Here is a 25,407-nt window from a genome sequence, read left to right as displayed (position 1 = left end):
GATGAACAGCTTGATTGAAATTGCCATTGTGGTTGGCATCGTGCTCATTGGCCTGATCGTGGTGGGCTTGACCATTGCCCGCCTCTACCGGCGCTCTTCCAAGGAAATGTCGTTCGTCCGCACGGGCATGGGCGGACAAAAGGTCATCATGGATGGCGGCGCACTGGTGCTGCCCGTGTTCCATGAAATCATGTCGGTGAACATGAACACGCTCAAGCTCGAAGTGGCGCGCGCAGGCAAGGACAGCTTGTTCACCCGTGATCGCATGCGTGTCGACGTGGTGGCGGGCTTCTTCGTTCGTGTCATCCCGAGTGTGGAAGGCATTGCCAACGCGGCGCAGACCTTGGGCCAACGCACCATGGCGCCCGACAGCCTGCGCGAATTGGTCGAAGACAAGTTCGTCGACTCCCTGCGCGCCGCCGCGGTGTCGATGACCATGCAAGAGCTGCTGGACAAGCGCCAGGACTTCATCCAGGCCGTGCAGCACGCCGTATCCGAGGACCTGTTGAAGAACGGCCTGGAACTGGAGAGCGTATCGCTCACGCGTGTCGACCAGACCCCGATGCAGTACTTCGATCCCAACAACGCGTTCGACGCGGAAGGCCTCACCAAGCTTACCGAGGCCACCCAGCTGCGCACCAAGCAGCGCAACGAGATTGAGCAGACGACTGCTGTCTCCATTGCGCAAATGAACTACGAGGCGACCAACAAGCGGCTGGAGATCGACAAGCAGCAAACATTCGCCACGCTGAGCCAGCAGCAAGAGGTGGCTACTCGCGAAGCTCAGCAGAAGGCCGAGATCGCCGCCATCCAATCGCAGCGCGAACGCGAGGCGGAGCAGGCGAAAATCGACGCCGAGCGCCTGGTGCGTGAAGCGCAGGTCGAAAAAGAACGCGCCGTCAAGCAACGCCAGATCGAAGCCGAACGCGAAATCCAGGTCTCGCAGATCGAACAGCAGAAGCGCACGACGCTCGCCGACCAGGAAAAGCTGATCGCCATCGCCGAACGCTCCAAGGCGCAATCGGAAGCCGAACAGGTGGCGAACGAGGCTCGCGCCCTCGCGGCACGGGCTGAGGAACAAGTCAAAACCGCGCGCGACGTGGCCATTGCCGAGCGCGACAAGCAGATTGCGTTGGTGGCCGCCGAACAGGATGCGCAACAGCAGGCCATCGGCGTCAAGGTATCCGCCGAAGCCGAGCGCGACGCTGCTGACAACCATGCCCAGGCCGTTCGCATCCGCGCCGAAGCCGATCGCGTGCGCTTTGAAGTGGAGGCCGCAGGCATTCGCATGCGCAACGAATCGCTCAACACGTTGGGATCCGAGCAGATCATGCTGCAGATCAAACAGGCGCTGATTGCCGCATTGCCCGGCATCATCGAAGCCTCGGTCAAACCGATGGAGAAGATCGACGGCATCAAGATCGTGCAGGTCGATGGACTCAATCGTGGCAACGCTTCCGCAGGGCCGGGGGCTTCGGCCAGCGCAGGCGGCGGCAACCTTGCGGAACAAGCGGTGTCGGCCGCCCTCGCCTATCGCGCCCAGCAGCCGATACTGGATGCTGTGCTCGGCGAGATCGGCATGAAGGGTGACAGCCTTGCCGGCCTGGTCAATGGTGTGAAACATGACCTGAGCAGCACCACCACGCTGCCAGTGGAGACGGTGCCTAGCGACACTCATTGAGGCGTTAAGCCCGGAACAAAAAAAGCCCGCTTTTCGGCGGGCTTTTTTTATCAAGCAGGGACAGCTGTCAACCCGCCAGCGCCGTTCCCAACACGTGCCCCACCACGTACGTGATGCCCGCCGCTGCCACCGTGATGCCCAGCTGGCGCGCGATGGAAAACACCATGCTGCGGCCGGTGAACAGTGCGGTGCCCATGCCGATCAGCACCAGTCCGGCGATGGTCGAGGCGATGCTGGCGACGAAGGCGGCGTGGCCGTGCAGGAACAAGTACGGTGCCACGGGAAAGAGCGCGCCCAATGCGAACAGGCAGAACGAGGAAAGGGCGGCACCGTAGGCGGAGCCTCCCAATTCATCCGGATCGATGCCGAGGTCTTCGCGCACCAGGGTATCGAGCGCCGTGCGTGGGTGCTCGGCCACCTGGGTGGCCAATTCCTCGGCGACCTTGGCGTCCATGCCTTTCTGCCGATAGATGCCGACGAGACTGCGCTTGCCGTCTTCCGGCGATACGGCCAGGCGCTCGGCGCGTGCGGCGATCTGCGCCTGATAGAACTCGCGCGAGCTGTTGACCGACAGCCATTCGCCCAGCGCCATCGAACAGGCGCCGGCCACCAGGCCCGCAAAGCCCGCAAGCAGGATGGCGTGATCGCCCGCTGCCGCACCGGCCATGCCCATCACCAGGCTGCCGTTGGAAACGAGTCCGTCGTTGGCGCCGAGCACGGCGGCGCGCAGGGTGTTGCCGCTCTGGGTGCGATGGCGGCCACCGCGCGCGGTGGGCGTCGATGTTTCGAGGAAATGGTTGCGGTGCCCTTCCCGATCCACCGGCGTCGGCAGATGGTCGGCATGTTCCAGCCGCACCACGGTCGGCATCACGAACTCGGTGCCGAAGCGACGCGCAAACAAGGTGAGCACCTTCACGCGCGCACCGATGCGTGCCGGGGGTACCTGCACACCCATCTGCGTCAGCTGCGCCTCCCAGAACGCGGCATTGGCTTGCTCGCCCTCGGCGATGCGCCGGTAGGCACGGCGCAGGCGCTGGTCGGCGGCGAGTTCGGACAGCCGTTCGTAAAGCGCCGCGTTGTCGCGCTCGATACGAAGATTGCTGCGGTAGTGTCGTGCGCGACGATCCATCACGGCGTCTCCAGCGGATTCATTCGTCCAACTCGCCGTCGCGTTGGCCGAGATAGACCAGCGCCACCAGCAACACGGCCACGAAGCGGAATGCACTCTCCAGCCCGTTCCACTGCGTGGACATCCACATGCCGAACCACTCGCCACCCACCGCGATGAAGCCGCCCAGCCACAGCGCCACGCCCACGCTGAGGCCGAGCACGCTCATGCGCTTGGCGCGATGGAACAACGCCGCCGGGAGCTTGCGAGCGCGCCACAGCCTCCACACACCCAGCCAGCACAGCACCGCCGCCAGCGTTTCCGTGGCGATGATCAGTGCATAGGCGAGGTGTTGCAGCCAGGGCGAGGTGATCGCCCGATAGTGGATGCCCGCGCCGGGAAAAATGGTGTCCATCGCCAGCACATGCTGCACGAAGGGCCAGTTGCTGCCGTAGTCGGTGAGGTTGCCGAAGGCCACCAGCACGAGCCACAGCGCGATGGCGGCGAGCAACACGATCCGGGAGAGGCGAACCACCATGGCAGCGAGGTCCTCAGCGTCCGAACAGTTTCTTGAAACCGTTATCGGTGAAACCCACGCTGACCGAATCGTCGTCCTGCACGACTACCGGACGACGCACCAGCGCCGGATACTCCTTGAGCAACAGCGTCCACTCCGGGTCGCTGGCGGGGTTCTTGCGTTGCGGCAGCAATGTGCGCCAGGTGGTGGAGGATTTGTTGACCAGCTTTTCCCAGCCGCCCAGTTGCTGCGCCCAGCTCTTCAGCGTGGCCGCGGGCACGGGGTTTGCCCGATAGTCGACGAAGGTGTAGGCCACCTCGAAGCGGTCGAGCCAGTTGCGCGCCTTGCGGCAGGTATCGCAGGTAGTGAGGCCGTACAGGGTCACGCTCATTCGGCGCTCCGCAGCAGTTCGTTGATGCCGGTCTTGCTACGTGTCTTCTCGTCCACCTGCTTGACGATGATCGCCGCGTAGAGGCTGTGCGAGCCATCCTTCGCCGGCAGGCTGCCCGACACCACCACGCTGCCGGCCGGTACACGGCCATAGCTGATCTCGCCGGTGGCGCGGTTGTAGATGCGCGTGGACTGGCCGAGGAACACGCCCATGCCGATCACGCTGCCCTTCTCCACGATCACGCCTTCGACCACTTCCGAACGCGCGCCGATGAAGCAGTTGTCTTCGATGATGGTCGGGTTGGCCTGCAGCGGTTCCAGCACGCCGCCGATGCCCACGCCACCCGACAGATGCACGCCGGCGCCGATCTGTGCGCACGAGCCCACCGTGGCCCAGGTGTCGACCATGGTGCCTGCGCCGACATAGGCGCCGATATTCACGTAGCTCGGCATCAGCACGGCATCTTTCGCTACGTGCGCGCCGCGGCGCACCAGCGCGCCGGGCACCACGCGCGCGCCCAGCCCTTCCAGCTCAGCGCCGTTGCCGTGCGCAAAACGCAGCGGCACCTTGTCGAACGCCATCGCCGGGCCGCCATCCACCACGCGGTTGCCGTTGAGGCGGAAATACAGCAGCACGGCCTTCTTGATCCACTGGTTCACTGCCCAGCCGCCGTTGCCATCGGGCTCGGCGACGCGGCGCTCGCCCGATTCCAGCAGGTCGATCACCTGCTCCACAGCGGGACGCAGATGCGTGTCGATCTCGGCCTGGGTCAGTTCGTTGCGTCGTTCGAAGGCGTCGTTGATGAGGGTTTCAAGAGTCTGCATGGTGGTCACGGCAAGGGAAACGGGAGGAAGCGGCAATGCGGCGCGCCGCAGAGGACAAGGAATTCTGACAAGAAAAGGCCGGCATCGCGAGTCGCGCGCAGGCCAGCTCAGGCACGCAGCTCTTTCGCCGGTCCGAGCCGTTCGACCAAGGCATGCAGCAGTCGATCCTGCAGCTCGATGGATAGCGGCGCATCGTGGCGATCGGTGATGAGAAAGAAATCTTCCACGCGCTCGCCGAACGTGGCGATGCGCGCATCGTGCACGCGCACGCCCGCATCCATCATGCCCTGCGCCACCGCAGCGAGCAGGCCCGGGCGATCGCTGCACACCAGCGCCAGCCGCGTGCGTCCGTTCACCGTACTGAAGGCGATCTTCGGCGCCGCCTGGAAATGCTTGAGATGGCGCGACATGCTGCGGCGCGACGGCTGGTGCACGTGGCCTGGCTGCGACAGCGCGCGATGCAGGCGTTGCTTGAGTTCGTCGGCGCGCTCCGGCGTCGCCGGCTGCTGGGTGTCCGCTTCGAGCAGCAGGAACGTATCCAGTGCCATGCCCGTGGGCGAACTCAGGATGCGCGCTTCCATCACCGAGAAATGCAGGCGGTCGAGCATGGCGGTGACAGCGGCAAACAAGCCGTCGCGATCGGGCACGTAGACAAACAGCTCGGTGGTGCCGCGCACCGATTTCGGGTGCACCTCGACCAGTGGCGTGGCGCCTTTCGCACGCAGGATGGCCGACGTCTGCCAGGCGATCTGTTCCGGGCGATGGCGCAGGAAGCTCGATTCGGGAAAGCCGCGCCACACGCGCTGGCATACGTCGGCCGTAAAACCTTCCTGCTCCAGCAACGCCAATGCCTGCTCGCTGCAGCTGCGCACGCGCGCGGCAGCGTCCGAAGGCAGCTCCTCCTCGCTATGCAGCGCGTAGCGCGTGGAGGTGTAGAGGTCCGCAAGCAAACGATCCTTCCAGCCGTTCCACAACTTGGGGCTGGTGCCGATGATGTCGGCGATGGTCAGCAGATACAGGTAATCCAGCCGCGTGGACGTGCCCACCGTATCGGCGAAACGATGCACCACGTCCGGATCGGTGATGTCCTGCCGCTGCGCCGTGGTACTCATCAGCAGATGCCAGCGCACCAGCCAGGCGATCAGTTGCGTGTCTTCTTCCGGCAGACCAAGGCGACGGCCGAAGGCGAGCGCCTCTTCCTCGCCCAGCACGGAGTGATCGCCGCCGCGCCCCTTGGCGATGTCATGGAACAGCGCCGCCAGCAGCAACAGTTCCGGCTTGGGCAGGCTCGGCCAGATCTTGCAGGCGATGGGGAAATCGGTCGCGGCATCGGCATCGGCGAAACGCGCCACGTTGCGCAGCACGCGCAGCGTGTGCTCATCGACCGTATACACATGGAACAGGTCGTACTGCATGCGGCCGAAGACTTTGCCGAACGCAGGCAAGATTGCCGCCAGCAGGCCGTGGCGATTCATACGCCACATCGCCTCGACCGCAGGGGCACCCTGTTGCAACAGGCGCAGGAACGCCGCCAGCACGTCGGGATCGTCGGCCAGCGCGCCATCCAGCAACGCCGATGCCTGGTGCATGCGACGCATGGTTTCCGCCGTGAAACCGGTGATGCCCGGTTCGCCCAGCCTGGCGATGAACGCTTCGACCAGCGACGCCGGTCGGCGCATGAACAGATCAGGGTCGCGCACGGCGATGCGCTTGCCGTAGCGCACGAAATCCTCGCCGACCGCTTGCGGATTGGCCGGCGGTTCCAGCATCTCCTCGAAGCGCTCGACGATCTGCACGCCAAGCCGTTCGACCTGGCTGGCAGCGCGGTAGTAGCCCTGCATGAACTGCTCGACGCCGAGGTTCTTCTCGTGCTCGTCCTGGAAACCCAGCCGCGCAGCCAGCGCACGCTGGTAGTCGAACAGCAGGCGCTCTTCGGCACGCCCCGCCTCCAGATGCAAGGCAAAGCGATAGCGGCGCAGCGTCGACTCCGATTGTTCCAGCGTGTCCTTTTCGGCGGGATCGAGCAGGCCCTCGACGACCATGTCGTCGAAGTCGTCCGCATGTGCGAGACGACGGCCCAGCCAGCGCAACGCATCGAGCGTGCGCAGGCCGCCCGGGCCATCCTTGAGATTGGGTTCGAGGTTGTAGGCGGTGTCGTTGTAGCGTGCGTGGCGCGCATCGCGCTCGGACAGGCGCACCGCCAGATACTCTGCCGGCGGCCACAACGCCGGATCGTCGACGATCGCCTTGAGGCCCTTCTCCATCGACGGATCGCCGACCAGGCGACGCGCATCGAGCAGGCTGGTGAACACGCTGGCGTCCTGCTTGGCCAGCACACGGCACTGCGGCAGGTCGCGCACGGCGTGACCCACTTTCAGGCCGATATCCCACAAGGTGGCAAAGCATTGTTCCAACGCCCGCAGTCGCGCCGGTTCGGACGGCCCCACCAGCGCGAGCAGATCCACATCCGAATGGGGGAACAGCAAACCGCGCCCAAAGCCGCCCACGGCAAACAAGGCGGCGTCGCTCACCTCGCCAAGGCAGGCGTTCCACACATGCACCACGATGCGCTGCACCGACTCGCCGCGCCGCTGCGCCAACGCCGCTGCATCCGCGCCATCGCGAAAGGCCGTGGCCAACGCGCGATCCACGTCCCCGAGCAACTGCCGCAACGCTCGCCTTGCATCCACCGACACACCCGACCGCGGCACCGCCGCAGGGAGGCGTGGCAAGGGGGGCAATACGATCGGAGCAACAGGCATGGACAGGGACGCATGTGGCGATGCAGCAAGTCTGCCACGCATGGGGGGATAGTGCAGGCGTAAATTGCGGCCGACGACAGATCTAGAGCGTCAACTGAGGCTTCTGTTGCGAGCCTGCCGCGAGCACCCGCCCCTCTCCCCGCGGGGGAAGTGCGGTGCACCGCCTTTAGTCCTCAGCACGAGCAAAAAAGAAAGGCCGCCGCAGCGACCTTTCCTCCAAAACTCAAAACCATCCGCCCTCAAGCCGCATCCGGCCAAGGCGTCAAGATCTCGAACCCATCATCCGTCACCGCAATGGTGTGCTCCCACTGCGCCGACAACGAGTGATCCTTGGTCACCACCGTCCATCCGTCCGGCAACTGCTTGGTCTGCGGCTTGCCCGCATTGACCATCGGCTCGACCGTGAAGGTCATGCCCTTTTTCAGCTCCAGGCCCGTGCTCGGACGACCGTAATGCAGCACCTGCGGCTCGTCGTGATAGACCTTGCCGATGCCGTGGCCGCAATACTCGCGCACCACCGAGAAGCCGGCCGCCTCGGCATGCTTCTGGATGGCCGCGCCGATGTCGCCCAGCGTCGCGCCCGGGCGCACCGCCTGGATACCGTGCATCATCGCTTCGTAGGTGGTGTCCACTAGGCGCTTGGCCAGCACCGAGGGCGTGCCGACGAAATACATGCGGCTGGTGTCGCCGTGCCAGCCGTCCCTGATCACGGTGACATCGAGATTGATGATGTCGCCATCCTTCAGCACCTTGCCGGGTGTCGGGATGCCGTGGCAGATCACGTGGTTGACCGAGGTGCACAGCGTCTTGGGAAAGCCGTTGTAGCCCACGTTGGCCGGGATCGCCTTCTGCACGTTGACGATGTGCTCGTAGGCCAGCCGGTCGAGGTCTTCGGTGGTCACGCCGGGCTTCACATGCTCCTTGAGCATGGCAAGCACTTCGGCGGCCAGCTTGCCGGCCTCGCGCATGGCCTGGATGTCTTCGGGGGTTTTAAGAGTGACTGCCATAGTTCTACTCACATGGCGGCAAACCTGCTGAAAATCCAGCGACTTGCCGCATCGCCGGCGCACCGGCTACAATTTCGAAGTTTTGCTGACCCGAGGTGTCCGTTTTCAACGGTCCGCGCGGTCGTCGCAAAGCGAGGGAGATTGTAACCGCGTTGCGGTGCAACCCCCACAAGTCCTTGATTGGACACTTAAACGCCACACACGCATCGGCACCGTCTTCGGGGTGCCTCGATCAGCCTTCCCAATCATAGCGGGCTGCCGGGGTCGAAGTCGGGGATGCGTGGAGGTCCCAACCCCCGGGCCACTTACCTCCCTGATGGGACGGCCCAACAATTTGGAGTTACACCCATGGCTCAAGTCACCATGCGCCAGATGCTCGAAGCCGGCGTGCATTTCGGTCACCAGACCCGTTACTGGAACCCGAAGATGGCCCCGTACATTTTCGGCGCCCGCGGCAAGATCCACATCATCAACCTCGAGAAGACGCTGCCGCTCTTCACCGACGCGATGAACTTCCTCTCGGCCATCGCGCAGAAGCGCGGCACCGTGCTGTTCGTCGGCACCAAGCGTTCGGCCCGCGAGCCGTTGGCCGAGGAAGCCGCACGCGCCGGCATGCCGTTCGTCACCGCCCGCTGGCTCGGCGGCATGCTGACCAACTTCCGCACCGTGAAGCAGTCGGTCGGCCGCCTGAAGGAACTGGAAGCCGCTGAAACCGACGGCAGCTTCGAGAAGCTGGTCAAGCACGAAGTGCTGGCCCGCCGCCGCGAGCGCGACAAGCTGCAGAACTCGCTGGGCGGCATCAAGGACATGAACCGTCTGCCCGACGCCCTCTTCATCATCGACATCGGTCATGAAGACATCGCCGTGCAGGAAGCCAAGAAGCTCGGCATCCCGGTGATCGCCGTGGTCGACACCAACTACAACCCGGAACTGGTCGACTACGCCATCCCGGGCAACGACGACGCCATCCGCGCCATCCAGCTGTACGCCCGCGCTGCCGCTGACGCCATCCTGGAAGGCAAGGCCGCCGCGCCGGCCGCCGCCCAGGGCGACGCCAACGAATTCGTCGAACTCGACGAAGAAGGCAACCCGGTCGCCAAGGACGAGCGCAAGGCTGCCCCGCGCCGCGACGACCGCAACAACCGTGGTCCGGCCAAGAAGGGCGCTGGCGCGCCGCGTCGTGACGGTGGCCGTGGCGGCCGCGGTCGCACCGACGAATCCTCGTCCGACGCCGAGTAAGCCTTACCGCCCCGGCCCGTCACGGGCCGGGGCGCATCAAAGATATTCGAGGACCCCAGATGACTGCCATTTCCGCAAAACTGGTTAGCGAACTGCGCGAGCGCTCCGGCGCCGGCATGATGGATTGCAAGAAGGCGCTGGTCGAGAACAACGGCGACATCGACGCCGCCATCGAGTACCTGCGCAAGACCGGCCTGGCCAAGGCCGACAAGAAGGCCGACCGCGTGGCCGCCGAAGGTCGCGTCGCTACCGCCCAGGCCAACGGCCATGCCGTGCTGGTCGAAGTGAACAGCGAAACCGACTTCGTCGCCAAGGCGCCGAACTTCGTGCAGTTCACCAACGACGTCGCCGAGGCCGTGCTGGCTTCGGGCGCCGCCGACATCGACGCCGCCAAGGCTGCTGCCTTCCCGGGCGCCGACAACGTCGAGGCTGCCGCCAAGTCCCAGACCGCCACCATCGGCGAGAAGATCGAAGTGCGCCGCGTGGCCCATGTGGCCAACGACGGCCCGCTGGCCACCTACTCGCACGGCGGCCGCATCGGCGTGATCGTGGCGCTCAAGGGCGGCTCGGAAGAGCTGGCCAAGGGCATCGCCATGCACGTGGCGGCCATGAACCCGCCGCACATCAAGCCGGAGCACGTGCCGGCCGAGTTCATCGCGAAGGAAAAAGAGATCGCGCTGAGCCAGATGACCGACAAGGACAAGGCCAAGCCGGCCGACATCCTGGAGAAGATCATCTCCGGCAAGATCAACAAGATCGTCTCGGAAGTGACCCTGGTCGGCCAGCCGTACGTGCTGGACACCAACGTCACCGTCGGCGACGCGCTGAAGAAGGAAGGCGCGGACGTCGTGGCCGTCGCCCGCCTGGTGGTCGGCGAAGGCATCGAGAAGGTGCAGGAAGACTACCTGGCCGAAGTGGCCAAGGCGATGCAGGTCTAAGGCCTCGCCACCCGGAAGTCTCGAAAAAAGCCGCGGGCAACCGCGGCTTTTTTTGTGCACCCCGTTGCCCCCGCGCCCGAACCCGGGGACCGGCCGGGCACCTCATCGATTCACCGCCAAACCCACGCCGAAACCGGGTTTTCCCTACGCCCTGGACTGCCGCAACCCTTACCCCTTCGCGTCACTGCCGTTACAATGCGCGCGTTTTGCCCCACACAATCCGGAGACCCCATGAGCGCACCGCTTAATTACCGCCGCATCCTGCTCAAACTCTCCGGCGAAGCCTTGATGGGCGAGGCAGATTACGGCATCGACCCCAAGGTGATCGGCCGCCTGGCCGACGAAATCATCGAAGTCCAGAAGGCCGGCATCCAGATCGGCGTCGTCATCGGCGGCGGCAACATCTTCCGCGGCGCCGGCCTTGCCGCTGCCGGCATGGACCGCGTCACCGGCGACCACATGGGCATGCTGGCCACCGTGATGAACGCGCTGGCCATGCAGGACGCCATCGAGCGCCGCGGCGGCTATGCGCGCGTGATGAGCGCCATCCAGATCCACGACGTGGCGGAAGACTTCATCCGCCGCCGCGCCATCCGCCATATCGAGAAGGGCCGCATCGTGCTGTTCGCTGCCGGCACCGGCAACCCGTTCTTCACCACCGACTCGGCCGCGGCGCTGCGCGCCGTGGAAGTGGGCGCGGACCTGCTGCTGAAGGCGACCAAGGTCGATGGCGTGTACACCGCCGATCCGGCCCGCCACAAGGACGCCACGCGCTACGACACGCTCAACTACGACCAGGTGATCGAGCGCAAGCTGGCCGTGATGGACACGGCCGCCATCGCGCTGTGCCGCGACCACCGTATGCCGCTGCGCATCTACGACATGACCGTGCCGGGCAACCTCATGCGCATCATGCATGGCGAGGCGGTGGGCACGCTGGTGTCGGAAGGCTGAAACGACGAGGGATGGGGGGGCAGGCCCACCCATCCCTCGTCCATCCCACCCCCTGCTATACTCGCCGGCTTGCACGGTTTGAGGGGTGTTTCCCATGCTTAACGACATCAAGAACGATGCCCAGACCCGCATGGGCAAGAGCATCGACTCGCTCAAGCACACGCTGACGAGGCTGCGCACCGGCCGCGCCAGCATCGCCCTGGTCGACGGCATCAAGGTGCCGTATTACGGCTCGGACATGCCGCTGAACCAGGTCGCCACGGTTGCGCTGGGCGATTCCCGCTCCATCATCATCACGCCGTTCGAAAAGAGCCTGGTGGCGCCGATCGAAAAGGCCATCATGGCGTCGGACGTCGGCATCACGCCGAACACCGCCGGCACCACCATCCGCCTCAACATGCCGCCGCTCACCGAAGAGCGCCGCCGCGAGCTGGCCAAGCACGTGGCGCATGAAGGCGAGGACGCCAAGATCGCCATCCGCAACGTGCGACGCGACGCCATGCAGCAGGTCAAGGACCTGCTCAAGGAAAAGCTGATCACCGAAGACGACGAGCGCAAGGCGGAAGACGAAATCCAGAAGCTCACCGACCGCTTCGTGAAAGACGTGGACAGCGTCGTCAAGCACAAGGAAGAGGAGCTGATGGCGCTCTGAGCGCCATCGCTGCCAGCCTCTGAAGCACATGACCAGCGTCGACCCCTCGCGAGTGCCGCGCCACGTCGCCATCGTGATGGACGGCAACGGCCGCTGGGCAAAACTTCGCCATCGCCCGCGCACCTTCGGCCACAACGCCGGACGCAAGGCCGTGCGCAACGTGGTCGAGAGCTGCCTGCGCCAGGGCGTCAAGGTACTCACGCTGTTCGCCTTCTCCAGCGAGAACTGGCAGCGTCCGCAGGATGAAGTCGGCGCGCTGATGGAATTGTTCGTGCGCGCGCTGGACAAGGAAGTGGACGAGCTGCATGGCAATGGCGTGCGCATCCGCTTCGTCGGCGACCTGGCCAGTTTCGAGAGCAGCTTGCGCCAGCGCATGCTGGCCGCCATGGCACGCACCGCCGGTAACGACGCACTGCACCTGAACATCGCGGTGAGCTACGGTGGCCGCTGGGACATCGTGCAGGCCGCGCGCAAGGCCGCCGAAGCGGTGGCGCGCGGCGAGCTGCGCGCCGAGGACATCGACGAGAAGCTGCTCGGCCACTGGATGTGCCTGGCCGACCTGCCGCCGCTGGATCTTTTCATCCGCACCGGCGGCGAATGCCGCGTCAGCAATTTTCTTTTGTGGCAGCTTGCCTACGCGGAGCTGCACTTTACCGATACGCTGTGGCCCGATTTCGACGAGGCTTGCCTGAAGAGCGCCATCGACGATTACGCACGCCGCGAACGCCGCTTCGGCAAGACCGGCGATCAAGTCGCCAAACAGGCGTAAGGACATCCATGCTGCTCCAGCGCACCCTGACCGCACTGCTGCTTGCCCCGCTGGTGATCGCCCTGATCCTGCTGGCGCCGACGGGTCTTTTCGCCGCAATCGTCGCCCTCGCCTTCCTGGCCGCGATGTGGGAATGGACCCGGCTGTCGGGCCTGAAGGCCACCGGTGCGCGCGCCGGCCTGCTGGTGCTCACTGCCGCGATCTTCGCGCTGTGCTGGTGGCAGCGCGGCGGCATCGCCTGGCCGGTGCTGATCGGCATCGGCGTGAGCTGGTGGATCGTGGTCGGTCAATGGCTGCGTCACTTCGCCTTCGGGGCCGCGCCCACGCGCGAAAATGTCCTGATCAAGCTGGGTGCCGGCCTGCTGACCATCGTACCGGCGTGGATCGCCACCGTGACCATTCACGGCGCGGCCGACCGCGGCAACTGGTGGACCATGCTCGCGCTGCTGATCGTCTGGGCCGCCGATATCGGCGCCTATTTCAGCGGTCGCCAGTTCGGTCGCCGCAAGCTCGCTCCCACCATCAGCCCCGGCAAGACCTGGGCGGGCGTCTACGGTGCTTTCGTGGCGGGCGCCATCGTCGCCGGCGTGGGCGGCTCGCTGCTCGGCGTCACCGGCGGCAAGCTGATCGGCCTGCTGGTGCTGTCGGTGTTCGTGGTGGTCGTCTCGATCGTGGGCGACCTGTTCGAGAGCCTGATGAAGCGCCATGCGGCGGTGAAGGATTCCGGCAACCTGTTTCCCGGCCATGGCGGCCTGCTCGATCGGCTGGACAGCGTGTTCGCGGCCCTGCCCGTCTTCGCTGCCGGCATGTTGCTGCTGGGCCTATGAGTCAGCCGTTGCGCAAGGTCGCCGTGCTCGGCGCCACCGGCTCGATCGGCGGCAGCACGCTCGACGTCATCGCCCGCCATCCCGATCGTTTTCGCGCCACCGTGCTCACGGCGCACAGCAACGTCGCCGCGCTGGCCGATCTGTGCATCCGTTTTCGTCCGGAACTGGCGGTCATTGCCGATCCCGCGCTGGAAGGCGAACTATCCCGCCGCCTGAGCGCGGCCGGCGTCCGCTGCGATGTGGCCAGCGGACATGACGCCGTGACGCAGGCCGTCGCGGGCGCGCTGTGCGACACCGTGGTGGCCGCCATCGTGGGCGCGGCGGGGCTCGATTCGACCCTGGCCGCGGCGCGCACGGGCAAGCGCTTGCTGCTGGCCAACAAGGAATCCATCGTGATGGCCGGCCCGCTGCTGCTCGAGGCGCTGGCCGTGGGCGGTGGCGAACTGATTCCGGTGGATTCGGAACACAACGCGATCTTCCAGTGCCTGCCGGGCGGCCGCCCCAACCTGGCGGCGAGCGGCGTGCGCCGGCTCATCCTGACCGCCTCCGGCGGGCCGTTCCGTGGGCGTAGCCGCGCCGAGCTTGCGAGCATTACCCCGGAGCAGGCCTGCAAGCATCCGAACTGGGTGATGGGACGCAAGATTTCGGTGGACTCGGCCACCCTGATGAACAAGGGCCTCGAAGTCATCGAGGCGCATCACCTGTTCGGCGCGGCCGCCGACCGGATCGACGTGCTGGTGCATCCGCAAAGCCTGGTGCACTCGATGGTCGAATACGTCGACGGTTCGGTGCTGGCCCAGCTGGGCAACCCGGACATGCGTACGGCGATTGCCCATGCGCTGGCGTGGCCGGCGCGCATCGAAGCTGGCGTGGCGCCGCTGGACCTCGCCGCCTGCGCGCCGCTCGCCTTCGAGCAACCCGACCTGGCGACCTTCCGCTGCCTGGCGCTGGCCTTCCAGGCCCTGCGCGCCGGCGGCGACGCCACCGCCATTCTCAATGCCGCCAACGAGGTCGCCGTGGAGGCATTCCTGGCCGGCGCGCTACCCTTCCTCGGCATTGCCGATCTGGTCGAGAGCGTACTCACGGAACTGCCGCCGCAAGCTGTGGTCGATGTTCAGTCTCTCAATGAACGCGACCGTTCGGCCCGCGCGGCTGCCCGCCGCATTCTTCGCAACGCTTGCTGACAAGCCTGATAAGCTCTCACCGATGAATAGTGTATTTGGCTCAGTGTTTTGGTTACTTGTCACGCTAGGCGTGCTGGTGACCTTTCACGAATTTGGACACTACTGGGTAGCACGGCGTTGCGGCGTCAAGGTGCTGCGTTTTTCCGTGGGCTTCGGCAAGGCCATCTGGAAGCGCATCGGCAAGGACGGCACCGAGTACCAGGTTGCCATGATCCCCCTGGGCGGCTACGTGAAGATGCTCGACGCCCGCGAAGGCGAGGTCGATCCCGCGCTCGCCGGCCAGGAGTTCACCGCCAAGCCGGTGTGGCAGCGCATCGCCATCGTGGCCGCCGGCCCGGCCTTCAATCTGATCTTCACCCTGTTCGCGTTCTGGCTGATGTTCCTGGTCGGCAAGCCGGACATCGCGCCGGTGGTGGCCGCCACGCCCAAGAGCATCGCCGCCGAAGCGGGCGTGCGCACCGGCGACCGCATCCTGAGCGTGGACGGCCGCGAAGTGGCCACCCTGAGCGACTCCATGGATGCCGTGGTCAACGCCCTGCTCGGCCGCGACCCGCTGCCCATGCAGGTGCGCGGCTCGGACGGCGCCACGCGCAACCTGGTGTTACCGCTCAACCAGCTGCCGGCGGGCCAGGACATCGGCCAGTACCTGGACGAGCTGGGCCTGAAGCCGGCGCCGACGCCGGCCGTGGTGGGCGTGGTGCTTCCCGGCAAGCCGGCCTCCGTCGGCGGCATGCAGGGCGGCGACCGGATCAAGAGCCTCAACGGCACCGCCGTCGACAGCTACGAAGAGTTCCAGCGCCTGGTGCCCCAGGAAGCGGCCAAGTCGCCGACCCTGGCGATCGTGGTGGACCGCAACGGCAGCACCCTGCCGCTGTCCGTCACCGCCCGCATGGAGTCGCTGGAAGGCCAGCCGACCAACTGGGTGATCGGCGTGCAGTTCACCCAGCGCGAGCCGGCCGTGCTCCGCTACGGCCCGCTGAAGGCCATCGGCGCCTCGTTCGAAATGACCTGGAACAGCGCCGCCTCCACTTTCAACATGATCGGCAAGATGCTGACCGGACAGGCTTCGACCAAGAACCTTTCCGGCGTCATCGGCATCGCCCAGGTGGCCAATGCCTCGGCGAACATGGGCATCGGCTGGTTCTTCAGCTTCCTGGCCCTGGTCTCGCTAAGTCTTGCGATCCTCAACCTCATGCCGATTCCCGTCTTGGACGGTGGTTGGCTGCTGTATTACCTTATTGAGTTGGTTAAAGGCAGCCCCGTCAGCGAACGTGCGATGATGGCAGGTCAGTATGTCGGCCTGGTCATGTTGTTCACGTTAATGGGACTGGCTTTCTACAACGACATCCACCGCTTCCTGCCCTCGTGACGCGTACCGGCTTTGCCGAAAGTCGCGCGACGTCCGACGGACAGCCGTATCTGCAGCGTGCGCGATCACGCGCTTGCTACGGAAACACGGCGGTGGTTTACCCGGCGCATCTGGGGAAGATGCAAGCACCCTTTCAAGGCTGGGCTTGTCCTGGCTTCACGTATTGATCGGGGCGGTTTCGGCCGCCTCATCGGAATAAACCAACGGAATCGACGATGAAGCGTATCGCCGCCCTGATCCTGCTTGCCTCACTCTCCGCCAATGTTCTCGCTTTCGAGCCCTTTGTCGTTTCCGATATCCGTATCGATGGCCTCAGCCGCATTTCCGCTGGCACGGTGCTCAACTACCTGCCGGTCAACCGTGGCGACCGTCTGACCAACGACGCCGCCCAGCGTGCGATTCGCGCGCTGTACCAGACCAAGTTCTTCAGCGACGTGGAAATCGATCGCGAAGGCGACATCATGGTCATCAAGGTGGTCGAGCGTCCCTCGATCGCCAAGCTCACCCTGCGCGGCAACAAGGACATCAAAGAAGAAGATCTGCGCAAGGGCCTGAAAGAAATCGGCCTGTCCGAAGGCGAGACCTTCGACCGCCTGTCGCTCGATCGCGTGCAGCAGGAACTGGTGCGCCAGTACTACAACCGCGGCAAGTACAACGTGTCGGTCGATCCGCACGTGACCCAGCTCGACCGCAACCGCGTGGCCATCGACATCGAAATTCGCGAAGGCAAGGTCGCGAAGATCAAGGAAATCAACATCGTCGGCAACAAGGCGTTCACCGACAAGGAAATCCGCAAGGGTTTCGAGTCCGACACGTCCAACCTGCTGTCGTGGTATTCGAAGGACGACCAGTACTCGCGTGAAAAGCTCTCGGGCGACCTGGAGAAGCTGCAGTCCTACTACATGGACCGCGGCTACGCCGACTTCGGCGTCGACTCCACGCAGGTGGCCATCGCGCCGGACAAGCGCTCGATGTACATCGCCGCCAGCGTCAAGGAAGGCGACATCTACACCATTTCCGACGTGCACCTGCTCGGCGAGCTGATCCTCCCCGAGGATGCGCTGCATCAGCTGGTCTACGTGCACAAGGGCGACACCTTCAATCGCAAGGCGATCGAAGCGAGCACCAACGCGATCAAGAGCATCCTGGCCAGCATCGGTTACGCGTTCGCCAAGGTGACGCCGGTGCCGAAGCTGGACAAGGACAAGCGCACCGTCGACCTCACCCTGTACATCGAGCCGGGCAAGCGCGTGTACGTGCGCCGCGTGATCTTCCAGGGCAACACCCGCACGGAAGACGACGTGATGCGCCGCGAAATGCGCCAGCTGGAAGGCAGCTGGTTCTCGCAGCCGGCGATCGACCGTTCGAAGATCCGACTGCAGCGCCTGGGCTATTTCAAGACCGTCAACATCGACAAGGCATTGGTGCCGGGCACCGAAGACCAGGTCGACCTGACCGTGAAGGTGGAAGAACAGTCCGCCGGCAGCCTGATGTTCGGCGTGGGCTATTCGCAGTACTCGGGCATCATCCTGTCCGCGTCGGTGTCGCAGAACAACTTCATGGGCACCGGTGACAGCTTCACCGTGGGCGCATCGCGCAGCGATTACTCCACCAGCATCAACGCCAGCTACTTCAACCCGTACCTCACCGACAGCGGCGTGGGTATCGGTTACAACGCCGGTTACACCAAGAGCAACTACGGCGACACCAACAGCGACTTCGTGAACTACGAAAGTTCGATGAAGTCGTTCTCCAGCTTCCTGAGCTTCCCGATTTCCGAAACGGACAACATCCGCGCCGGCCTGGGCCTCAGCAGCAACAAGATCAACCTCAGCTACCAGTACCTGACCGTCGACGAAAACGGCAACACCGTGACGCAGACGGCGAACTACTCGCCGCAGGTGCTGATCGACTACCAGAACGCGCTGGGTCACCAGACCATCCACACCTGGGATGCCACGCTGGGCTGGAACCACGACACCCGCAACGGTTACTGGGCACCCACCCGCGGCGGCCTGATCTCGCTCTCGACCGACATCGCCCTGCCCGGCTCCACCGTGCAGTACGTGAAGATCATGGGCGAGGCGAACCACTACTGGCCGATCGGCAAGGGCTTCGTGTTGTACATGGACGGCCAGGTCGGCTACGGCAAGACCTACGGCCAGACCTTCGACTACGACGGCGGCACCACCTACACGGCCGGCGAGAAGATCACCTTCCCGTTCTGGGAAAACTTCTACTCCGGCGGTGTGCGCGACGTTCGCGGCTTCCAGGACAACACGCTCGGTCCCCGCGTCTGCGTGGGCACCGTGGCCGATGCCAGCGGCAAGCAGGTGCCGATCACGCCGTCGCCGAACGGTACCTGTAACGGCAGCGTGTACAGCTACGCGCAGCCGTTGGGTGGTGCGTTCAAGGTGCTGGGCACGGCCGAGCTGTACCTGCCGCTGCCGTTCCTCAAGGACATCAACACGGCCCGCGTGTCGTGGTTCGTGGACGTCGGCAACGCCTACCAGGACTACCAGAGCTTCACCGCCAAGACGCTGCGCGTCTCCACCGGTATCTCGCTGCACTGGCAGGCGCCGATCGGCCCGCTGATCATCAACTTCGCGGTGCCGCTGCGCACCCAGGCGGATGACGGTCACTACGAAGAGCGCATCCAGTTCACCTTCGGCAGCCAGTTCTGATCGGCTGACCGACGCAAGGCTGAAACCACAGAAGGCGCGGCCATGCCGCGCCTTTTTTTGTGAACCGCCTCTCGGGCGGCCACGCTTCGGGCCATCGCCGGCACGATCTCCAACCCATCTCTCGTCGAGATTTTTTGATGCCCCTGGCGGGGCGCCCTACAATGCGTCGATTGCAGGGAGCCGACATGAGCCTATTTCAGATCACCGTTTCCGAGCTGGCCGAGCGTTTTGGCCTGGTGTGCCACGGCGACGGCTCGCACGTCGTCGATGGCGTCGGCACTCTTGCCGGTGCAGGCCCCAGCCAGCTCAGCTTCCTTTCCAACAGCAAATACGCCTCGCAACTGGCCTCGACCCGCGCCGGCGTGGTGGTGATGCGCGAGGAGAACGTGGCCGAAAGCCCGGTGCTCGCCCTGGTCGCCCGCGATCCCTACGTGGCCTACGCCAAGATCGCCGCCCTGTTCGAACGCCTGCCCGCCTCGCCGCAGGGCATCCATCCCACCGCCGTGGTGGCGCCGACGGCCCGCGTCGCACCCACCGCCAGCATCGGCCCCGGGTGCGTGATCGAGGACGGCGCGGTGGTGGAAGACGGCGCCATCCTCGGCCCGCATTGCATCGTCGGTCCCGAGTGCACGGTGGGCGCGCAATGCCGGCTGGTGGCGCGGGTGACGCTGGTGATCCGCGTCACGCTGGGCCAGCGGGTATTGGTGCACCCGGGCGCGGTGATCGGCTCGGACGGCTTCGGCCTCGCCTTCGATCGCGACCACTGGATCAAGCTGCCCCAGCTGGGCGGCGTGCGCATCGGCGACGACTGCGAGATCGGCGCCAACACCACCATCGACCGCGGTGCGCTGGACGACACCGTGCTCGAGGAAGACGTGCGGCTGGACAACCAGATCCAGATCGCCCACAACGTTTACATCGGCGCCCATACCGCCCTGGCCGGCTGCGCCGCGGTGGCCGGCAGCGCCAAGATCGGCCGCTATTGCATGATTGGCGGCAATGCCGGCGTGCTGGGCCATCTGGAACTGGCCGACCGGGTTACCATTACCGCCAAGAGCCTGGTCACGCACTCCATACGCGAACCGGGGGAATACTCGTCGGGCGTGCCGCTGCAGGAAAATCGCCTGTGGCGACGCAACGCAGCTCGTTTCAAACATCTTGATGAATACGTGCGCCGGCTCTCGGCGCTGGAGAAGGACAGCAACAATGAGTGACCTGACCGTGCCTTTCCACCTGCCCGTGAACGTGGAGCAGATCCAGCAGCTGCTGCCGCACCGCTACCCGTTCCTGCTGGTCGACCGGGTGATCGAGCTGGTGCCGGACAAGAGCGCCGTGGCGATCAAGAACGTGACGATCAACGAGCCGTTCTTCCAGGGCCATTTCCCGGGTCATCCGGTGATGCCGGGCGTGCTGATCGTGGAAGCCATGGCCCAGGCCGCCGGCCTGCTCACGCAGATCTCCAGCCGCCTCAAGGGCACCACGGGCAGTCCGCTGTTCTATCTGGCCAAGGTGGACAACGCGCGCTTCAACGCGCCGGTGGTGCCGGGCGACCAGCTGCGTCTCGAAGTGGAACTGAAGCGTCTGCTGCGCAGCATGGGCCTGTTCGAGGCACGCACCATCGTCAACGGCAAGGAAGTGGCCAGCTGCGAACTGATGTGCGCCGCGAGGTCCGACAAATGATCCATGCCACCGCGCAGATCGATCCTTCCGCCGTCATCGCCAATGACGTGAGCATCGGCGCGTACAGCGTGATCGGCGCTGACGTGCATATTGGCGAAGGCACGGTGGTCGGTCCGCACGTGGTGATCGAAGGTCCCACGCGCATCGGCCGCGAGAACCAGATCAGTCAGTTCGCCTCGCTGGGTGGCGCGCCGCAGGACAAGAAGTTCAAGGGCGAGCCCACCGAGCTGATCATCGGCGACCGCAACCTGATCCGCGAGTTCGTCACCATCAACCGCGGCACCAGCGATGGCGGCGGCGCCACGCGCATCGGCAACGACAACTGGATCCTCGCCTACGTGCACATCGCGCACGATTGCCAGATCGGCAACAACACGGTGTTCTCCAACTACTCCGCGCTGGCCGGCCACGTGGAAGTGGGCGACTGGGTGGTGATGGCGGGTTTCTCCGGCGCGCACCAGTTCTGCAAGATCGGCGCGCATGCCTTCATCGGCATGGGCTGCCTGCTGGGTTCGGATGTGCCGCCGTTCGTGATGATGGCCAACGAGCAGCGCGGCCGTCCGCGCGGCATCAACAGCGAAGGGCTCAAGCGCCGCGGTTTCGATACCACGCGCATTTCGGCGATCAAGCGCGCCTACCGCACGCTTTACATGGCCGGCCTGACCCTGGCCGATGCCCGCGAACAGCTGAGCGCGCAGGCCGGCGACAGCGAAGACGTGCGCGCCATGCTGGAATTTCTGGACCGCAGCGAGCGCTCGCTGGCACGCTGATATGAGCTTTGCTCATATCAGCAAAATAGGCACGGGCCCTGGCTCTTGAGGCAGTCGCGACATGCTTGAAAACCAAGTAACCAGGCGCGCCCCCACCATCGCCATCATCGCCGGCGAAGATTCCGGCGACCAGTTGGGGGCCGACCTGGTTGCCGCGCTCCGCCGCCGTTACCCGGAGGCGTGCTTCGTCGGTATCGGCGGTGCACGCATGCAAGCCGCCGGTTTCGACTCCTGGTACGACATCAGGGAGTTGTCGCTGTTCGGCTTCGCCGAAGTCGTCTCGCATTTGCCCCGCCTGCTTAAGCTGCGCAAGGAACTGGTGGCGCGGCTCATCGCCGCGCGGCCCGATGTGGTGGTCGGCATCGATGCGCCGGACTTCAACCTCGGCGTCGAAAAACGCCTGCGCGAAGCCGGCCTGCGCACCGTGCACTACGTCAGCCCGTCGGTCTGGGCATGGCGCGAGAAGCGCACCGAGAAGATCGGACGCAGCGCGAACCGCGTGCTGTGCCTGTTCCCGATGGAACCGGCGATCTACGCACGTCACGGCGTCGATGCGCGCTTCGTCGGTCATCCGCTGGCCGACCGCTTTGCGCTGGTCTCCGACCGCATCGGCGCCCGCGATTTCCTCGGCATTCCGCTCAGCGTTCCCGTGCTCGCGGTGCTGCCCGGCAGCCGCGGTTCCGAGATCAAGCAGCTCGGCAGCGCTTTCATCGAAGCCGCGCGCAAGGTCGCCGCGCAGATGCCGGGGCTGCGCATCATCGTGCCGGCCGCGAACGAGCGCGTGCACGCCAGCCTGAAGCAGATCATCGGCAACGCCCAGGATGAAAGTGCGCCGCAGCTTCTCGACGGCCATGCGCATGAAGCGATGCTGGCCGCCGATGTGGTGATGCTCGCCTCGGGGACGGCCACGCTGGAAGCCATGCTGGCCAAGCGTCCGATGGTGGTGGGTTACCGGGTCTCGCCGGTGAGCTACCGCATCGCGCGCGCGCTGAACATGCTCAAGACGGACGTCTATTCGCTGCCCAACATCCTGGCTCGCGCCAACGGCATGGGCGACGACGTGGTGCTGGTACCCGAGCTGATGCAGGACGATTTCACCGCCGACAAATTGGCCGAAGCCACGCTCGCGCTGTTCCAGGACAGCGAGCGCCGCGGCGCCATCGTGGCTGCATTCGAGCAATTGCATCTGGCGCTGCGCGGCGACCTGCAAGGCCATGCGGGCGACCTTGCCGCCGATGCGGTTGCCGAACTGATCGAGGCACGCCATGGCTGAGGCGAACGCCAGGGCGCGTCGCGAGGCGCCAGCGCCCGATGCCGTGGTGCGCTTCATCGCCGGCGTCGACGAAGCAGGACGCGGACCGCTGGCCGGTCCGGTGGCGGTCGCCGCGGTGATCCTGGATGCGTCCAAGCCGCGCATCCGCGGCCTCGACGATTCCAAGAAGCTCACGCACGCCAAGCGCGAAGCGCTCTACGAGAAAATCGTGGACCGCGCCCTCGCCTACAGCATCGTGATGGTGATGTCCGACGAGATCGACCGCATCAACATCTTCCAGGCCACCATGACCGGTATGAGCCGCGCGCTGGCGGGACTCAATCCGTGTGCGCACGAAGCCTTGATCGACGGCAACGCACTGCCGCGCGACCTGCCCTGTGCCGGACGCGCCATCATCGGCGGCGATGCGCTGGAGCCGGCCATCAGCGCGGCATCGATCCTGGCCAAGGTCACACGCGACCGCTGGATGGTGGAACTCGATCGCGAGCATCCGGGCTACGGCTTTGCCGAACACAAAGGCTACGGCACGCCGGCTCATCTGGCTGCGCTGCAGCGGCTGGGCCCCTGCCCGCATCATCGACGCAGCTTTGCGCCGGTGAAGATCCTGGTCGATCAGGGCGTGTTGTTCTGAAGCTCACCGGCGCTGAGCCGCAACGCCGAATGCAACACCGGGGCCAATCCATCCGCCCCGGCGCATGCCCAATGACCCACGTCATCGGCGCGCAACAGCGCTAAGCTACGCTTGAAATCAAGCAGCGGCAGGCCGCCTGCCATCCCGTGTCGAGGCAACCTTTTTCGCTGCAGCTGCATCCGAAGGATTAAGGAAGCGAAGCCACCGACGCTCGCCTCACCCACGCCAACACGGCGGTGTGCTTCCATCAGGCAGGGACGCTGGCCCCACGCGATCTCCCCAGCCGCGTGGTCATCGAGGACTCCAAGCGCGCGTTCGACCGCAGGAGTTGCGTCATGAGCACTCACCGCCCCAACGAAGCCGACCTCAGTCCCAACATCTCGCCCCTGTCGCAACTCACTCCCGATGAGATGGAGGCGATCGCCGAGGCCGAATACCAGCACGTCGATTACGACCTGCAACCGCTACGGGTGCAGGGACTGGAGCACTACCTCGACCGTTACGACATGAGCGAACGATTCCACATCTGGTGAAGCCGATGGCTGGCGACGATGGAGCGCCATCGTCGCCGCACGCCGTGCGATCAGCCGCGCTGCCGCAGCACGCTGTGGCGGTAGCCGTAGCCGATGTAGATCAGCATGCCTATCGCGGTCCAGCCCGCGAGCAGCATCCAGTTGCCGGCATTCATCTGCGCCAGCAGGAACAGGCAGACGATCACGCCGAGCGAGCACACCACCGGTGCGGCCGGCACGCGGAAACCGCGCGGCAGCTCGGGCCGCGTGCGACGCAGCACCAGCACGCCGATGCACACCGTGGCGAAGGCCAGCAGCGTGCCCATGGAAAGCAGGTCGCCCAGCAGGCTCAGCGGGAACACCGCGGCCAGCAGGCCACCGATGACGCCAACCAGCACCGTCGTGCGGTGAGGCGTCTTGAAGCGCTCATGCACCGCGCCGAACGTGCGCGGCAGCAGGCCATCGCCGGCCATGGTGTAGAGGATGCGCGCCAGGCCCAGGTGCATGACCAGGATCACCGAGGTAAGGCCTGCCACCGCGCCCACCTGGGTCAACAGCTTCAGCCACGCGAGCTGCGGATGCGCCGCCAGCGCGGTGGCCACCGGCTCGGCCGTAGCCAGCTGCGGATACGGCACCAGGCCCGTCAGCACCGCCGCCACGATGATGTAGAGCACCGTGCACACAGCGAGCGAAATCAGGATGCCGGCCGGCACGTTCTGCTGCGGATTGCGCGTTTCCTGCGCCGCCGTGGCCACCGCGTCGAAACCGATATAGGCATAGAACACGCTGGTCGCCGCACGGAACACGCCGGACCAGCCGTAATGCGTACCGCCCTGGTTCTCCGGCACATACGGATGCCACAGCGAAGTGTCGATGTACTGCAGGCCGACCACCACGAACAGGATCACCACCAGCACCTTCAGCACCACCACCGCGCTGGCAAACAGCGTCGACTGTCGCGTACCCGAGTACAGCAGCGCGGTGATCGCGGCGACCACCAGCAGCGCCGGCAGATTGATCAACGCACCGGTCATCACGAAATGCCCGTCGACGAAGGCCAGCGGCGCATTCGCCAGCGCGGCCGGCACGTCAATGCCCATGCTGTGCAGCAGGCCCACGCCGTAGCCCGACCAGCCCACCGCCACCGACGACACCGCCAGCAAGTATTCGGCCACCACGTTCCAGCCGATGAACCAGGCCAGCAGCTCGCCGAGGGTCGCGTACGCATAGACATACGCGCTGCCCGACACCGGCAGCATGGCCGCGAACTCCGCGTAACTCAGCGCCGCCAACGCGGCGGCCAGGCCGGCCAGCACGAAGGAGATGGTCAGCGCCGGGCCGGCGTGCTCGGCCGCCGCCTGGCCGGTGATCACGAAAATGCCGGCGCCGATCACCGCACCCACGCCCAGCACGATCAGTTCCTTCAGCCCCAGCGTGCGGCGCATGTTGTCGCTGGCCGAGAGCGAGGCTTCGACGGGCTTGATGGTGAACAGTGAACGGAGCAATGACATCGGCGCTTCCCCGGCAACCGCCAGGCCGCCGTACAGATGGATAAAACACCGGACCATGCCAGTCCCCGGCCTTCCCCGCAACCGCCACAAGTCCGGCTCGTCCAGGGCCGCAGGCCGGCCCGAT

The 25,407-nt window shown here is 65.4% G+C and carries 23 protein-coding genes; 16 read left to right on the top strand and 7 right to left on the bottom strand.

The features are described from left to right. Position 1: 1 nt before the first annotated feature. The gene (locus tag ISP20_RS00380; RefSeq protein WP_204634089.1) at positions 2-1,681 is read left to right on the top strand and encodes a flotillin family protein; all 1,680 of its coding nucleotides are present in this window, start codon (positions 2-4) and stop codon (positions 1,679-1,681) included. Positions 1,682-1,748: 67 nt separating this feature from the next. Here ISP20_RS00380 and ISP20_RS00375 read toward each other — a convergent pair whose 3' ends face one another. The 6 genes from ISP20_RS00375 to map all read right to left on the bottom strand — a co-directional run bounded on the left by ISP20_RS00375 (position 1,749) and on the right by map (position 8,290). Further along, positions 1,749-2,810: a VIT1/CCC1 transporter family protein gene (locus ISP20_RS00375; protein ID WP_239535131.1), complete on the bottom strand. Its 1,062-nt coding sequence runs from the start codon at positions 2,808-2,810 to the stop codon at positions 1,749-1,751. A gap of 19 nt (positions 2,811-2,829) precedes the next feature. Continuing rightward, positions 2,830-3,327 carry a DUF2165 family protein gene (locus tag ISP20_RS00370; RefSeq protein WP_204634087.1) on the bottom strand — a complete coding sequence of 166 codons (498 nt, stop codon included), beginning with the start codon at positions 3,325-3,327 and terminating at the stop codon, positions 2,830-2,832. A gap of 13 nt (positions 3,328-3,340) precedes the next feature. Beyond that, entirely contained in the window at positions 3,341-3,697 is a 357-nt protein-coding gene (locus tag ISP20_RS00365; RefSeq protein ID WP_204634086.1) for a Spx/MgsR family RNA polymerase-binding regulatory protein, read from the bottom strand. Continuing rightward, the gene (gene dapD / locus ISP20_RS00360) at positions 3,694-4,704 is read right to left on the bottom strand and encodes a 2,3,4,5-tetrahydropyridine-2,6-dicarboxylate N-succinyltransferase (RefSeq protein ID WP_338030957.1); all 1,011 of its coding nucleotides are present in this window, start codon (positions 4,702-4,704) and stop codon (positions 3,694-3,696) included. Before dapD ends, ISP20_RS00365 begins: the two co-directional genes overlap by 4 nt. Beyond that, positions 4,629-7,283, bottom strand: a complete 2,655-nt coding sequence (gene glnD, locus ISP20_RS00355) for a [protein-PII] uridylyltransferase (protein WP_204634084.1) — start codon at positions 7,281-7,283, stop codon at positions 4,629-4,631. The genes dapD and glnD overlap by 76 nt, the downstream gene beginning before the upstream one ends. 239 nt (positions 7,284-7,522) lie before the next feature. Continuing rightward, positions 7,523-8,290, bottom strand: a complete 768-nt coding sequence (gene map / locus ISP20_RS00350; protein WP_204634083.1) for a type I methionyl aminopeptidase — start codon at positions 8,288-8,290, stop codon at positions 7,523-7,525. 348 nt (positions 8,291-8,638) lie between these two features. On the opposite strand from map, the gene rpsB reads away from it, so the two are divergent. From rpsB to ISP20_RS00275, 15 genes are all read left to right on the top strand, one after another. Next, positions 8,639-9,529, top strand: coding sequence for a 30S ribosomal protein S2 (gene rpsB / locus ISP20_RS00345; protein WP_204634082.1), 891 nt, complete (start codon positions 8,639-8,641; stop codon positions 9,527-9,529). A gap of 59 nt (positions 9,530-9,588) precedes the next feature. Continuing rightward, complete coding sequence (gene tsf, locus ISP20_RS00340) at positions 9,589-10,467, top strand: translation elongation factor Ts (protein WP_204634081.1); 879 nt, start codon at positions 9,589-9,591, stop codon at positions 10,465-10,467. 231 nt (positions 10,468-10,698) lie between these two features. After that, positions 10,699-11,421: a UMP kinase gene (gene pyrH / locus ISP20_RS00335; RefSeq protein WP_204634080.1), complete on the top strand. Its 723-nt coding sequence runs from the start codon at positions 10,699-10,701 to the stop codon at positions 11,419-11,421. Positions 11,422-11,515: 94 nt separating this feature from the next. Beyond that, entirely contained in the window at positions 11,516-12,073 is a 558-nt protein-coding gene (frr, locus tag ISP20_RS00330) for a ribosome recycling factor (RefSeq protein ID WP_204634079.1), read from the top strand. 28 nt (positions 12,074-12,101) lie between these two features. Then, entirely contained in the window at positions 12,102-12,842 is a 741-nt protein-coding gene (uppS, locus tag ISP20_RS00325) for a polyprenyl diphosphate synthase (protein WP_204634078.1), read from the top strand. A gap of 8 nt (positions 12,843-12,850) precedes the next feature. Further along, entirely contained in the window at positions 12,851-13,669 is an 819-nt protein-coding gene (locus ISP20_RS00320; protein WP_204634077.1) for a phosphatidate cytidylyltransferase, read from the top strand. Beyond that, entirely contained in the window at positions 13,666-14,853 is a 1,188-nt protein-coding gene (locus tag ISP20_RS00315; RefSeq protein ID WP_239535129.1) for a 1-deoxy-D-xylulose-5-phosphate reductoisomerase, read from the top strand. The genes ISP20_RS00320 and ISP20_RS00315 overlap by 4 nt, the downstream gene beginning before the upstream one ends. 22 nt (positions 14,854-14,875) lie before the next feature. Then, a complete protein-coding gene (gene rseP / locus ISP20_RS00310) occupies positions 14,876-16,222 on the top strand; it encodes an RIP metalloprotease RseP (RefSeq protein WP_204634076.1) in 1,347 nt (448 codons plus the stop codon). Between the two features lie 215 nt (positions 16,223-16,437). After that, on the top strand, positions 16,438-18,906 hold the full coding sequence (gene bamA / locus ISP20_RS00305) for an outer membrane protein assembly factor BamA (RefSeq protein ID WP_204634075.1): 2,469 nt from the start codon (positions 16,438-16,440) through the stop codon (positions 18,904-18,906). A 185-nt stretch (positions 18,907-19,091) separates the two neighbouring features. Next, positions 19,092-20,120 carry a UDP-3-O-(3-hydroxymyristoyl)glucosamine N-acyltransferase gene (gene lpxD, locus ISP20_RS00300; RefSeq protein ID WP_204634074.1) on the top strand — a complete coding sequence of 343 codons (1,029 nt, stop codon included), beginning with the start codon at positions 19,092-19,094 and terminating at the stop codon, positions 20,118-20,120. After that, on the top strand, positions 20,113-20,586 hold the full coding sequence (gene fabZ / locus ISP20_RS00295; protein WP_046972869.1) for a 3-hydroxyacyl-ACP dehydratase FabZ: 474 nt from the start codon (positions 20,113-20,115) through the stop codon (positions 20,584-20,586). The genes lpxD and fabZ overlap by 8 nt, the downstream gene beginning before the upstream one ends. Beyond that, complete coding sequence (gene lpxA / locus ISP20_RS00290; RefSeq protein WP_204634073.1) at positions 20,583-21,356, top strand: acyl-ACP--UDP-N-acetylglucosamine O-acyltransferase; 774 nt, start codon at positions 20,583-20,585, stop codon at positions 21,354-21,356. The genes fabZ and lpxA overlap by 4 nt, the downstream gene beginning before the upstream one ends. A 61-nt stretch (positions 21,357-21,417) precedes the next feature. Next, positions 21,418-22,629 (top strand): lipid-A-disaccharide synthase, encoded by a 1,212-nt coding sequence (lpxB, locus tag ISP20_RS00285; RefSeq protein WP_204634072.1) that lies wholly within the window; start codon positions 21,418-21,420, stop codon positions 22,627-22,629. Continuing rightward, positions 22,622-23,260 (top strand): ribonuclease HII, encoded by a 639-nt coding sequence (locus ISP20_RS00280; protein WP_204634071.1) that lies wholly within the window; start codon positions 22,622-22,624, stop codon positions 23,258-23,260. The genes lpxB and ISP20_RS00280 overlap by 8 nt, the downstream gene beginning before the upstream one ends. A 335-nt stretch (positions 23,261-23,595) precedes the next feature. Beyond that, entirely contained in the window at positions 23,596-23,793 is a 198-nt protein-coding gene (locus tag ISP20_RS00275) for a hypothetical protein (protein WP_204634070.1), read from the top strand. 50 nt (positions 23,794-23,843) lie between these two features. Here ISP20_RS00275 and ISP20_RS00270 read toward each other — a convergent pair whose 3' ends face one another. Beyond that, positions 23,844-25,283, bottom strand: a complete 1,440-nt coding sequence (locus ISP20_RS00270) for an amino acid permease (RefSeq protein WP_204634069.1) — start codon at positions 25,281-25,283, stop codon at positions 23,844-23,846. Positions 25,284-25,407 lie beyond the last annotated feature (124 nt).

Origin of the sequence: Dyella kyungheensis (assembly GCF_016905005.1) — a bacterium.
GTDB lineage: Bacteria > Pseudomonadota > Gammaproteobacteria > Xanthomonadales > Rhodanobacteraceae > Dyella > Dyella kyungheensis.
This window is presented reverse-complemented; position numbering and strand designations above follow the sequence as displayed.

What these genes read in the sequence shown, in the direction of transcription:
- ISP20_RS00275 (WP_204634070.1), top strand. Translation starts at nt 23,596, where the DNA reads ATGAGCACTCACCGCCCCAACGAAGCCGACCTCAGTCCCAACATCTCG.
- ISP20_RS00280 (WP_204634071.1), top strand. Translation starts at nt 22,622, where the DNA reads ATGGCTGAGGCGAACGCCAGGGCGCGTCGCGAGGCGCCAGCGCCCGAT.
- tsf (WP_204634081.1), top strand. Translation starts at nt 9,589, where the DNA reads ATGACTGCCATTTCCGCAAAACTGGTTAGCGAACTGCGCGAGCGCTCC.
- lpxA (WP_204634073.1), top strand. Translation starts at nt 20,583, where the DNA reads ATGATCCATGCCACCGCGCAGATCGATCCTTCCGCCGTCATCGCCAAT.
- rpsB (WP_204634082.1), top strand. Translation starts at nt 8,639, where the DNA reads ATGGCTCAAGTCACCATGCGCCAGATGCTCGAAGCCGGCGTGCATTTC.
- ISP20_RS00380 (WP_204634089.1), top strand. Translation starts at nt 2, where the DNA reads ATGAACAGCTTGATTGAAATTGCCATTGTGGTTGGCATCGTGCTCATT.
- map (WP_204634083.1), bottom strand. Translation starts at nt 8,290, where the DNA reads ATGGCAGTCACTCTTAAAACCCCCGAAGACATCCAGGCCATGCGCGAG.
- pyrH (WP_204634080.1), top strand. Translation starts at nt 10,699, where the DNA reads ATGAGCGCACCGCTTAATTACCGCCGCATCCTGCTCAAACTCTCCGGC.
- lpxD (WP_204634074.1), top strand. Translation starts at nt 19,092, where the DNA reads ATGAGCCTATTTCAGATCACCGTTTCCGAGCTGGCCGAGCGTTTTGGC.
- frr (WP_204634079.1), top strand. Translation starts at nt 11,516, where the DNA reads ATGCTTAACGACATCAAGAACGATGCCCAGACCCGCATGGGCAAGAGC.
- lpxB (WP_204634072.1), top strand. Translation starts at nt 21,418, where the DNA reads ATGCTTGAAAACCAAGTAACCAGGCGCGCCCCCACCATCGCCATCATC.
- ISP20_RS00365 (WP_204634086.1), bottom strand. Translation starts at nt 3,697, where the DNA reads ATGAGCGTGACCCTGTACGGCCTCACTACCTGCGATACCTGCCGCAAG.
- ISP20_RS00375 (WP_239535131.1), bottom strand. Translation starts at nt 2,810, where the DNA reads ATGGATCGTCGCGCACGACACTACCGCAGCAATCTTCGTATCGAGCGC.
- uppS (WP_204634078.1), top strand. Translation starts at nt 12,102, where the DNA reads ATGACCAGCGTCGACCCCTCGCGAGTGCCGCGCCACGTCGCCATCGTG.
- rseP (WP_204634076.1), top strand. Translation starts at nt 14,876, where the DNA reads ATGAATAGTGTATTTGGCTCAGTGTTTTGGTTACTTGTCACGCTAGGC.
- ISP20_RS00370 (WP_204634087.1), bottom strand. Translation starts at nt 3,327, where the DNA reads ATGGTGGTTCGCCTCTCCCGGATCGTGTTGCTCGCCGCCATCGCGCTG.
- fabZ (WP_046972869.1), top strand. Translation starts at nt 20,113, where the DNA reads ATGAGTGACCTGACCGTGCCTTTCCACCTGCCCGTGAACGTGGAGCAG.
- bamA (WP_204634075.1), top strand. Translation starts at nt 16,438, where the DNA reads ATGAAGCGTATCGCCGCCCTGATCCTGCTTGCCTCACTCTCCGCCAAT.
- ISP20_RS00320 (WP_204634077.1), top strand. Translation starts at nt 12,851, where the DNA reads ATGCTGCTCCAGCGCACCCTGACCGCACTGCTGCTTGCCCCGCTGGTG.
- ISP20_RS00315 (WP_239535129.1), top strand. Translation starts at nt 13,666, where the DNA reads ATGAGTCAGCCGTTGCGCAAGGTCGCCGTGCTCGGCGCCACCGGCTCG.
- glnD (WP_204634084.1), bottom strand. Translation starts at nt 7,283, where the DNA reads ATGCCTGTTGCTCCGATCGTATTGCCCCCCTTGCCACGCCTCCCTGCG.
- ISP20_RS00270 (WP_204634069.1), bottom strand. Translation starts at nt 25,283, where the DNA reads ATGTCATTGCTCCGTTCACTGTTCACCATCAAGCCCGTCGAAGCCTCG.